The following is a 10,840-nucleotide window of genomic DNA, read 5'->3' as shown; positions in this document are numbered from 1 at the left end:
CGCCAGCCTTGTGTGGGTGCGGGTCGCCCTGGGCCGGGGCCCTTGCCACACGCCCCCGCCCCCCCCCCGCTGCCCGTTTCCGGGGTGTGGGTCCCGCAGCTCAGCCGAGCCAGAGCGTCAGGAGGTAGCCCGGGCTGTCCCAGGTACACGTGTACTTGTAGGCCTGACCGGAATCGACAAAGTTCTGGCCGGCCGTCTTGCAGGCCGCGCTGGTCGTATACACCTTGTACGGCACACTCGCGTTCGCCGGAGCGGCGAGCGCGAACATCCCCGTAAGCGTTGCGGCCACGGCAACGAGCACCGAGGCGCCCCTGCGCTTGTTCATGTTCCCCTCCACGAAAAGCTCAAATGTTCGACTGGAGCATGAACATCTTCACATCGTTGTAGGGAGCACGTCAACAATTCGGATCACGAACGACGGCGAGCCGTCCCCCTGGGAGCGCTCGCGCGCCAGGCCGAGCGGAGCTGCCCGCCGACGTCACCGGCCTGGCGAAGGCCCGCCTGGTAGGAGGCTTCCCGGGCTGCCGGGTCGAAGAGGTCGGAGCCGAAAGCGCGCACCGATGCCGGATCTGCGGCGACGGTCACAACGGTGTGCGCCCCGGCGACCGCCAGTTCCTGCTCGAGAGGTTCACGGGGGAACAGGTGCGCAAGCGGCTCGATGACGACGAGGGTGCGGGCTCCGGCCGCGAGGTCGGCGTTGGTACCCGACCGCAGGCCGCCGTCCATGTACCAACGGCCGCGAACGGCGACGGGAGGTGCCGCCCCGGGGAAGGCGCTGCTCGCCGCCACCGCCTGTACAAGTGGCACGCCGCTGTCGCGGTCCCACACCACAGCCTCACCGGTGTCGGCGTCCACGGCGGTGATCAGCAGCTTCCGGTCCGGCCACGCGTCCGTGCCGATCAGGGCGCGGCGCCCGGCGAGCAACGCCAGTTCAGCAGAAGGATCGTTGCCGCGCAGCCCGATCCGGCCCACCCGGCGCCGGGCCTCGGCGGGTTCCAGGCCGGGATCGCCGAGAACGGCGAATGCCTCGCCCATCCGCCCTGCGTCCACCCGCGGCCGGGGGCCCGCGACGCGTGGCGAAGCCGCGAGCTGTTCAGGGTCCTGCCCGCTGGCGAGCACCGAGGCGACGATCGCGCCGGCCGACGTCCCCACGGTCAGGTCGGCCGCGCCCAGATCCACGCCTTCGCTGCGCAGCCCGTGAGCCAGCCCCGCCGTCCAGGCCATGCCGACGAGGCCTCCGGCGCCCAGGACAAGTGCCCGGTCCGTTAAGTACATCGCTTCCCCCTCTGTTCCGGTCGTCAGTCCAACGAAACGCCATGCGGGTTGATTTCCGGGTGCGTGACCACCTTTTGGCCCGCTCAGACGGCGGCGTGGCCGTCGGCGAGGAGCGCCATCTGGCCGGTGTGGGCGAACCCTTCGCGGATGAGTCCGGCGAGGCGTTCCTCGACGGTGTGGGTGTTGTGGAGGGTGGGGCTTGGGACGAGCCGGGTGAGGTCGGAGTCGGGGGCGGTGGAGAGGTAGTGCTCGGCGAGGGCGTGGGTGGCGGCCTGGTAGGCGAGGAGGAGGTCGACGGAGGGGCTGCGGAAGGCGGCGGCTTGGGTGGGGGTGTGGCCGTAGCCGGTGTCGTTCGGGTCCGGGGGGCGGGAGAAGCGGGTGGCCCAGGCGGCGGAGAGCCAGAGTTGGGGGCGGGCGGTGAGTTCGGAGAGGTTGCGGTCCTGGCCTCGGGCGATGTGCCAGGCGAGCCAGGAGACGCGTTGCCCGGGGGCGTCGATGGTGGCGACGAGGTCGGCGCGGATGCGGCGGAAGAGGGTGAGGGTCAGGGGCTGCCAGGTCATCGGAGGCCTACGCAGTCGTGCTGCCAGAAGGTGTGGGGGTAGACGAGGGTGCCGGTCATCCAGGGTTCGTGGGCGGGGAGGCGGTGGACCTGGAAGGCGGGGTCGGGGATGCGGAGGGAGGGCTTGCGGAAGGCGAGTTCGGCGCCGGGGGTGAAGCCGAGGCGGGAGTAGTAGGCGGGGTCGCCTTCCAGGAAGACCAGGGGGGCGCCGCGTTCGGCGAGGGCGTCGAGGCCGTGGCGGACGAGGGCGGAGCCGATGCCGCGCTTCTGGTGGTCGGGGGAGACGGCGAGGGGGCTGAGGACCTGGACGTCCACCAGGCGGCGGGGGGCGTCGAGGAGGGCGGGGGTGAACATGATGTGGCCCACCGGCAGTCCCTGCTCGTCGGCTACGAGGGAGAGAGCGGAAGCGGGGCGCAGGGCGTCGGCGAGGGCGGCGACGACAGGGCCGTGGTCGGGGCCGAAGGCGCGGCGGTGGAGGTCGCGTACGGCTGGATGGTCCGCGGGACGCTCGGGGCGCAGGGGTAGGGGCATGTCCGGGACGGTAGAGAGTGCCCGGTTCGCGCTCAACCGAGATTTCGGATTTCCCCTCGCTCCTCAGTTCGCCTCCTGTTGTGTATGGGGGGCGCTTGCATCGCAGCGTTTTGAACAGGCTAAAAAAATGGGGTCCGGGGAGGGATCGGTGCCATGCGCCGAGGGGTGAAGACAGGCATCGTGGGCGGGGTGTTCGCCGCGATGGTGGGGACAGCGGGGTACGGGGCGTTCAATCTGTACGAGGGCCTGGCCGGCTCGAACTCACCGGCGCCGATCCAGACGGGGCCGGTGACGGCGGACGAGGTACGGACCGCGGCGAAGGACTTCCTGGCCGCCTGGGCCAAGGGGGACGACACGGCGGCGGCCGCGCTGACGAACGACGCAACGACGGCGGACACCGCGCTGACCGACTACCAGGACAAGACCCACGTGACGGCCGTGAAGCTGACGGCGGGGACGGCGGCGGGCGACAAGGTGCCGTTCAAGGTCACGGCAACGTTGTCGTACCAGGGCAAGCGCTCGACGTGGACGTACGACTCGTCGCTGACGGTGACCCGGGGGCTGACGACGGGGAGGGCGCTGGTGGACTGGCAGGCGTCCGTGGTGCACCCGAAGCTCACGACGGGCGAGTACCTGGAGACGGGCGTGGCGGGCGCTCCGCCGGTGGACGTGCTCGACCGCAACGGCAAAGCCATGGATGCGGCCGACTACCCGTCCCTGGGCGTGGTGTTCGGGCAGCTGAGGGACCGGTACGGAGCGCAGCTCGGCGGCACGCCGGGCGTCGAGACGTGGATCAACAAGGATGACGGCGGGGACCCCGGCGAGACCCTGCACGTCCTGAGCAAGGGCAAGGGCGGCAAGCTGCGGACGACGCTCGACGCCGGGATGCAGGCGGCGGCGGAGAAGGCCGTGAAGAACCGGGCCAGTTCGTCGGTGGTGGCGTTGCAGGCCAGTACGGGCAAGATCCTGGCGGTGGCCAACAACCCCGCGACCGGCTTCAACACCGCGCTGCAGGGCAAGCTGGCCCCGGGGTCGACCTTCAAGATCGTGACAGCGGCGACGCTGCTGGAGAAGGGCCTCGCCAGTCCGAACGAGCCGCTGGCGTGCCCGGCGCAGGCCAACTACGACCAGGGGCAGCTCTTCCACAACGTGGAGCACGAGTCGAACACGGCGGCGACCTTCGCGGGCGACTTCGCCTCGTCGTGCAACACCGCCTTCATCTCCCTGACCGGCAAGATCGACGACTCCGCGCTCACCACCGAGGCCCGCGACGTCTTCGGCATCGGCCCGGAGTGGAACACCGGCGTCTCGACCTTCGACGGCAGCGTGCCCGGCGGCAGCGGCGACGAGAAGGCCGCCGAGATGATCGGGCAGGGCCAGATCGAGATGAACCCGCTCAACATGGCGTCGATCGCCGCCACCGCCCGCACGGGTTACTTCCATCAGCCGGTGATCGTCGACCCGAAGCTGATCGACGGGACGATCGCGAAGGCCTCGCGCTCACTGAAGTCGACCGCCGCGCAGCAGTTGCGGTCGATGATGCGGCTGACCGCGCAGAGCGGGACGGCGGCGACGGCGATGCGGGGCGTGTACGGGACGTACGTCGGGGCGAAGACCGGCTCGGCGGAGGTCGGCGGCCAGGACAAGCCGAACGGCTGGTTCACCGCCTACCGGGATGACGTCGCCGCGGCCGGGGTCGTCCAACAGGGCGGCCACGGCGGGGATTCGGCGGGGCCGATCGTGGCGTCGGTCCTCAAGGCGTCGTAACGGCCCTGCGGTGCGCGGCCTCTAAGTCGATGGCGGTGACAGGGGTCCCTGAGTAGCGTCGGGCCCATGTCACCGCAGCCGCAGCCGCATCCGCAGTTCGCCGAAGCCCTTCGGACGCTGGGGCTCGACGTCCCCGTACGCGCCTTCCCGGACGCCACGCGCACCGCCGCGCAGGCGGCGGAGGCGATCGGGTGCGGGCTCGGCCAGATCGTGAAGTCGCTGATCTTCGAGGCGGACGGCGCCCCGGTGCTGGTGCTGGTGGACGGCGCCTCGCGGGTCGACACGGAGCTCGTACGGGCCGAGTTGGGCGCCGCGCGCGTGCGCCGGGCCGACGCGGACCTGGTGCGGGCGACGACCGGGTACGCGATCGGCGGCGTACCGCCCTTCGGGCACCGTACGCGGACGACGGTGCTGGCCGACCGGGGCCTGCTGGCGCACGGGACGGTGTGGGCGGCCGCCGGGACGCCGCACACCGTGTTCCCGATGGCGCCGGGCGAGGTGGTCAGGCACGCCGGGGCGACGGTCGTCGATGTGCGCGAGCGCGACGGGGCCGTGTGACGCCCCTCGTCGTCACGGCCGTCCTGGTCGCGGCGGTCACGCACGCCACCTGGAACGCCATCGCGCACGGCATCAAGGACCAGCTCATCGCCTTCACCCTGGTGGGCACGGGCGGCGCGCTCTGTGCGGTGGCGATCGCGCCCTTCGCGCCGCTCCCGGCGGGCGGGGCGTGGCCGTATCTGCTCACGTCGGTGGCGATTCACATGGCGTACCAGTATCTGCTGATGAAGTCCTTCAGCCTGGGCGACTTCGGGCAGGTCTACCCCATCGCGCGCGGCATCGCGCCCCTGGTCGTGACCGTCCTGGCCGCCGTCTTCATCGGCGAGATCCCGGACGCCTGGCAGACGGCGGGCGTCCTGGTCGCCTCCGTCGGCCTGGCCGGCGCCGCCCTGTGGGGCATGCGCGGCAAACGGAAGCAGTGGCCGGCGGTCGCCGCCGCGGTCGGCACGGGGCTGACCATCGCCGCCTACACGGTGACGGACGGCGTCGGCGTACGCACCTCCGGCACCGCCCTCGGCTACATCGCCTGGCTGCTCCTCCTCCAGGGCACCCTGATTCCGCTGACCGCGCTCGCTGTGCGCCGCGGTGAACTGCTCCCCCAGCTACGGCCGGTGGCAGCGCGCGGACTCCTGGGCGGAGCGCTGTCCGTCCTCGCGTACGGCCTTGTCCTGTGGGCCCAGACGCGGGCGGAGCTGGCACCGATCGCCGCGCTGCGCGAGACGTCGATCATCGCGGGCGCGCTGATCGGGGCGGTCCTGTTCAAGGAGCGCTTCGGACGGCCCCGGATCGTGGCGGCGGCGCTTGTGGTGGCGGGTATCGGCCTGATGTTGCACAGCGGTTGAGGGGCCCGGCAAGACCGCTCGGCAGAGCTGACCGCTGGGCGGGCGGGGCCGCAGGCCCCGCCCCGAGCGGGCCGGACCTACGCCACGCTTTCCTGTACGACAGCCAGCGGCACCCGTTCCACGACCGGGGTCGCCGTCTCCGTGATGGCGATGCGGCCTCCGAGCCAGGGGTCGGCAAGGGGGCCGGCGGAGCCGGACAGCAGCAGCCGGACGGCGGCCCAGGGGAGGTTGACGCCGGTGTAGGCGGTCTGGAAGATGCCGGCCGAGGGACGGGGGTTGGCCTCGAGCAGCATCGGGCGGCCGTGCCAGTGGCGGAGCTGGACGTTCGACAGGTAGGCGAGGCCGAAGTGGTCGACGACCTGGCGCGCGATGTCGACATAGACCGGGTCGTCGAGGAGGATGCGGTAACGGCCCTGCTTGGCGCGGGCGATGCCGGTCAGGAGGCCGCCGCCGGGGGCGGAGAGGCAGTCGACGCTGACCTCGGGGCCGTCCAGGTAGGGCATCACCATGAGCTGGGGGACCGTCTCGCCCTCGTCCTCGGCGCGGGTCAGCGCGTCGGCCACGGCCGCGACCGAGGCGACCGGCCGGGGCGGGGCCAGCAGGTCCGAGAGGCTGAGCGGACTGTCGTCGAGGATCCGGAAGCCGAAGGCGGAGTACTCGCCGGCGGGCTTGACGCAGACCGAACTCCCGTCGGCCGACAGCTCGGCCACGGCCTGCCGCAGGCCGGCCGCGTCACATACGACCCGCCAGTCGGGGACCGGGATGCCGGCCGCGCGGGCGGCTTCGTACGTACGGGACTTGCTGGTCAGGATGTCGATCGAGGCGGCCGGGGAGCACATGACCTTGGTGCCGATCGCGGCGAAGTCGTCCACGCGCGCGGCCAGGGCGTCGAGGCGGCGGGGCGGTATGAGCACGTCTATGGAGTGCCGGCGCGCGAAGTCGAGGGCGAATTCGGCGTAGTCGTCGCTCGCGACGCGTCGGGGCTCGACCTCCCCGGTGTCGGCAGCCATGAGCGCGGGGGCGCCGGGATCGACGTTGGTGCCGTAGATGCGGACGGGCGCGGCTTCGGGGTTGTCGCGAAGCATTCGCATGACTTCGGAGGTGGCTACTCCGGCACTGCTGAGCCAAATGCGTATGGCGATCGCGGGCTCCCCTCGGGGCGGCTCATGCCGGCCTGCCGGCCGGACATGATCAGGTGTGAGGGGTGATGTTAGCGGCATTGCGTTGCGGTGACGTTTCAACATCAACCCCGGTGGGGAAAGGCTGCACTCTCGCCTGATTACCGGCCGGTACCGTAGCGTTCTTTCGTTCACACACGCGAAGGTGAAGGGCGGCACATCCATGGCGCAGGACGCGGACGTCATCGTCGTCGGAGCCGGCCTGGCCGGGCTGGTCGCGACCGCCGAACTGGCCGACGCGGGCCGCAAGGTGATCCTGGTGGACCAGGAGCCGGAGGCCTCCATGGGCGGCCAGGCGTTCTGGTCCTTCGGCGGACTGTTCCTGGTCGACTCACCCGAGCAGCGCCGGATGCGGATCAAGGACAGCCGCGAACTGGCCCTCCAGGACTGGATGGGCACCGCCGGCTTCGACCGCGACGAGGACCACTGGCCGCGCAAGTGGGCCGAGGCGTACGTCGACTTCGCGGCCGGCGAGAAGCGCAACTGGCTGCACGAGCGCGGCGTACGGTTCTTCCCCGTCGTCGGCTGGGCCGAGCGCGGCGGCTTCCTGGCCACCGGCCCCGGCAACTCGGTGCCCCGCTTCCACATCACCTGGGGTACCGGCCCCGGCATCGTCGCCCCCTTCGCCCACCGGGTACGCGAGGCCGTCGCGCGCGGCCGGGTCGAGTTGCGCTTCCGGCACCGGGTCACCGCGCTGACCACGACGGACGGTACGGTCACCGGCATCACCGGCGAGGTCCTCGTGCCCAGCGACGTGGACCGCGGGCAGGCCAGTTCCCGCGAGGTCGCCTCCGACTTCGAGCTCTCGGCGCAGGCCGTCGTCGTCACCTCCGGCGGCATCGGCGGCAACCACGACCTCGTACGCCAGAGCTGGCCGGCCCGCCTCGGCACACCCCCGGAGAAGCTGCTGTCCGGCGTCCCGGCCCACGTGGACGGGCTGATGCTCGGCATCGCCGAGGAGGCCGGCGCCCACCACATCAACCGCGACCGCATGTGGCACTACACCGAGGGCATCGAGAACTGGAACCCCATCTGGGCCCGCCATGGAATCCGCATCCTCCCCGGCCCGTCCTCCCTCTGGCTGGACGCCACCGGCAAGCGGCTTCCGGTGCCGCTCTTCCCGGGCTTCGACACGCTCGGGACCCTCGAACACATCATGACGACGGGCTACGAGTACACCTGGTTCGTCCTCACCCAGAAGATCATCGAGAAGGAGTTCGCCCTCTCCGGCTCCGAGCAGAACCCCGACCTGACCGGCAAGAGCGTCCGCGCGGTCCTCAAGCGCGCGCTTCCCGGCGCCCCCGGCCCGGTCGAGGCCTTCAAGGAGCACGGCGTGGACTTCGTCGTCGAGAAGGACCTCGCGTCCCTGGTGCGCGGCATGAACGCGATCACCAAGGACGCCCTCATCGAAGAGGCCGCACTGCGCCGCGAGATCGAGGCCCGCGACCGCGAGATCGCCAACACCTTCACCAAGGACCTCCAGGTCACCGCCATCCGCGGCGCCCGCAACTACCTCGGCGACAAGCTGATCCGCACCGCCACCCCGCACCGCATCCTCGACCCCAAGGCCGGCCCCCTCATCGCCGTCCGGCTCAACATCCTCACCCGCAAGTCCCTCGGCGGCCTCGAGACCGACCTCGACTCGCGCGTCCTCACCGCCGACGGCACCCCCCTCCCCGGCCTCTACGCCGCCGGCGAAGCCGCCGGCTTCGGCGGCGGCGGCGTCCACGGCTACCGCTCCCTCGAGGGCACCTTCCTCGGCGGCTGCATCTTCTCCGGCCGCGCAGCAGGGCGGGCGGCCGCCGCCGCCTGCACCGGATAGGCCCCTGGATGTTGGCCCGGCCCATACACCCCTCCATGGCCCGGGGTGCCGGGTGGGCACGGACGCGTGGCCCGGGCCAGTGACATGGGGGACGGGAACAACCCCCACCAACCCGCAGCCGCCATCGGAACCGGAGGGGGCGGGGCGGGGTGGGTCCGTAGAGACGCTAAGGCGACGCAGAACGCCCAGTTCCGAGCGAGCGAGGAACAGGGCGGGCGAGGATAGCTGTCTCATAGGACCCACCCCGACACGCCCCCGACCCACCCACGAACCGAACGCGCCCCGGGCAAGCCCGCGCAGCGCGAGGCATTGACATGGGCGGGACACACCCTAACCATGGGAGCGCTCCCATCATTAAGGGCATGTAACTGAATCACGTACTCCGGCACAACTCCCTTCACCGCACGGAGGCAGTCACATGAGAAGCGCATCCACCGCACCCCCACCCCCACGACGCCGGTCGGCGGCGTTAGCCGCAGGCGCGATGCTGGTCGTCGCCGCGGGCACCGGCGCCGCGTTCACCACCACGGCCTCGGCGGCCACCGCCGGCTGCACGGTCGCGTACACGGTGCAGAACCAGTGGAGCACCGGCTTCACGGCCGCCGTCACGGTCACCAACACCGGCCCCGCGGTGAGCGCATGGGAGCTGAACTGGGCCTTCGGCGGCGACCAGAAGGTATCCAATTACTGGAGCACCGACCTCACCCAGAGCGGTACGGCCGTCTCGGCCAAGAGCCTGTCCTGGAACGCCGCCCTGGCGACCGGCGGCTCGGCGAACTTCGGCTTCAACGCCACGTACAGCGGTACGAACGCCTCACCGACCGCCTTCACCCTCAACGGCGTCGCCTGCGGCACCGGCGGCGGTACGTCCACCCCCACGCCGACCCCCACCCCGACGCCAAGCCCAACCCCCACGCCCACCCCGACACCCACACCCACGCCCACCCCCACCCCCACCACCGGCGCGAAGGCCGATAACCCCTACGCCGGCGCCAACGTCTACGTGAACCCGGAGTGGTCCGCCAAGGCGGCCGCAGAGCCCGGCGGCAGCGCGATATCGAGCCAGCCGACGGCCGTCTGGCTGGACCGGATCGCCGCCATCGCGGGCGTCAGTGGCGGGATGGGTCTGCGCGACCACCTCGACGCGGCGCTGGCGCAGAAGGTGAGCGGGAAGGACGAGGTGGTCCAGCTGGTCATCTACGACCTGCCCGGCCGTGACTGCGCGGCCCTCGCCTCGAACGGCGAGCTGGGCGCCACCGAGATCGGCCGGTACGAGACGGAGTACATCGACCCGATCGCGGCGATCCTGGCCGACGCCAAGTACAGCGGCCTGCGCATCGTGACCATCATCGAGCCCGACTCGCTGCCCAACCTGGTCACCAACGCCGGCGGCACCGCGGGCTCCACCACCGCCTGCGAGACGATGAAGGCCAACGGCAACTACGAGAAGGGCGTCGGCTACGCGCTGCACACCCTCGGCGCGGTCGCCAACGTCTACAACTACATCGACGCCGCCCACCACGGCTGGCTCGGCTGGGACTCCAACTTCGCGCCCGCCGCGCAGGAGTTCTACAAGGCCGCCACCACCTCCGGCGCCACCGTCAACGACGTGACCGGCTTCATCACCAACACGGCGAACTACAGCGCCCTGCAGGAGCCGTACTTCAAGGTCACCGACTCCGTGAACGGCACGACCGTGCGCCAGTCGAAGTGGGTGGACTGGAACCAGTACGTCGACGAGCTTTCGTACGCCCAGGCGCTGCGCGCGCAGCTGGTCACGACCGGCTTCAACTCCACCATCGGCATGCTCATCGACACCTCCCGCAACGGCTGGGGCGGCACCGCCCGGCCCACCGCCGCCGGCCCCACCACCAGCGTGGACGCCTACGTCGACGGGGGCCGCGTCGACCGCCGCATCCACGCCGGGAACTGGTGCAACCAGTCCGGCGCCGGGCTCGGCGAACGGCCGAAGGCCGCCCCCGCCGCTGGCATCGACGCGTACGTCTGGGCCAAGCCGCCCGGCGAGTCCGACGGCTCCAGCACGGCCATCGCCAACGACGAGGGCAAGGGCTTCGACCGGATGTGCGACCCGACGTACACCGGCAACGCCCGCAACGGCAACAACCTCACCGGCGCCCTCGCCAACGCACCGCTGTCCGGTCACTGGTTCTCCGCCCAGTTCCAGGAGCTGCTGAAGAACGCGTACCCGGCGCTCTAGGCCGGTCCCGCACGGTTTACGCGACTGTCACGGCCCCCGGCGCCTGCGCCGGGGGCCGTGCGTGCACCATGGAGGGAGTCGGCGAGGGCA

Annotated in this window: 10 protein-coding genes; 5 read left to right on the top strand and 5 right to left on the bottom strand. The window is 71.4% G+C overall.

All coding sequences use genetic code 11. From position 1 onward, the window contains the following. Nucleotides 1-100: 100 nt before the first annotated feature. The 4 genes from ACFXJ5_RS12620 to ACFXJ5_RS12605 form a co-directional block, all read right to left on the bottom strand. Nucleotides 101-325, bottom strand: a complete 225-nt coding sequence (locus tag ACFXJ5_RS12620) for a hypothetical protein (RefSeq protein WP_384630330.1) — start codon at nucleotides 323-325, stop codon at nucleotides 101-103. An 83-nt stretch (nucleotides 326-408) separates the two neighbouring features. Next, nucleotides 409-1,275 carry a patatin-like phospholipase family protein gene (locus ACFXJ5_RS12615; protein ID WP_384630329.1) on the bottom strand — a complete coding sequence of 289 codons (867 nt, stop codon included), beginning with the start codon at nucleotides 1,273-1,275 and terminating at the stop codon, nucleotides 409-411. Nucleotides 1,276-1,358: 83 nt separating this feature from the next. Beyond that, nucleotides 1,359-1,835 (bottom strand): DinB family protein, encoded by a 477-nt coding sequence (locus ACFXJ5_RS12610; protein ID WP_384630328.1) that lies wholly within the window; start codon nucleotides 1,833-1,835, stop codon nucleotides 1,359-1,361. Then, complete coding sequence (locus ACFXJ5_RS12605; RefSeq protein WP_384630327.1) at nucleotides 1,832-2,365, bottom strand: GNAT family N-acetyltransferase; 534 nt, start codon at nucleotides 2,363-2,365, stop codon at nucleotides 1,832-1,834. Before ACFXJ5_RS12605 ends, ACFXJ5_RS12610 begins: the two co-directional genes overlap by 4 nt. A 153-nt stretch (nucleotides 2,366-2,518) precedes the next feature. On the opposite strand from ACFXJ5_RS12605, the gene ACFXJ5_RS12600 reads away from it, so the two are divergent. From ACFXJ5_RS12600 to ACFXJ5_RS12590, 3 genes are all read left to right on the top strand, one after another. Further along, a complete protein-coding gene (locus ACFXJ5_RS12600) occupies nucleotides 2,519-4,132 on the top strand; it encodes a penicillin-binding transpeptidase domain-containing protein (protein ID WP_384630326.1) in 1,614 nt (537 codons plus the stop codon). Between the two features lie 66 nt (nucleotides 4,133-4,198). Beyond that, nucleotides 4,199-4,690, top strand: a complete 492-nt coding sequence (locus ACFXJ5_RS12595; RefSeq protein WP_384630325.1) for a YbaK/EbsC family protein — start codon at nucleotides 4,199-4,201, stop codon at nucleotides 4,688-4,690. Then, complete coding sequence (locus ACFXJ5_RS12590) at nucleotides 4,687-5,532, top strand: EamA family transporter (protein WP_384630324.1); 846 nt, start codon at nucleotides 4,687-4,689, stop codon at nucleotides 5,530-5,532. The genes ACFXJ5_RS12595 and ACFXJ5_RS12590 overlap by 4 nt, the downstream gene beginning before the upstream one ends. Nucleotides 5,533-5,609: 77 nt before the next feature. Here ACFXJ5_RS12590 and ACFXJ5_RS12585 read toward each other — a convergent pair whose 3' ends face one another. Beyond that, nucleotides 5,610-6,623: an ATP-grasp domain-containing protein gene (locus ACFXJ5_RS12585; protein ID WP_384630323.1), complete on the bottom strand. Its 1,014-nt coding sequence runs from the start codon at nucleotides 6,621-6,623 to the stop codon at nucleotides 5,610-5,612. Between the two features lie 250 nt (nucleotides 6,624-6,873). Here ACFXJ5_RS12585 and ACFXJ5_RS12580 point away from each other — a divergent pair, with 250 nt between their 5' ends. Then, complete coding sequence (locus ACFXJ5_RS12580; RefSeq protein ID WP_384630322.1) at nucleotides 6,874-8,532, top strand: FAD-binding dehydrogenase; 1,659 nt, start codon at nucleotides 6,874-6,876, stop codon at nucleotides 8,530-8,532. A gap of 418 nt (nucleotides 8,533-8,950) precedes the next feature. Beyond that, nucleotides 8,951-10,750, top strand: coding sequence for a glycoside hydrolase family 6 protein (locus tag ACFXJ5_RS12575; protein ID WP_384630321.1), 1,800 nt, complete (start codon nucleotides 8,951-8,953; stop codon nucleotides 10,748-10,750). The last annotated feature ends 90 nt before the right edge of the window (nucleotides 10,751-10,840 follow it).

It is taken from the genome of Streptomyces sp. NPDC059373, from assembly GCF_042751495.1.
Lineage (GTDB): Bacteria > Actinomycetota > Actinomycetes > Streptomycetales > Streptomycetaceae > Actinacidiphila.
Note: the sequence above shows the minus strand (reverse complement) of the source record. Positions and strands in the feature narration are given on the sequence as shown.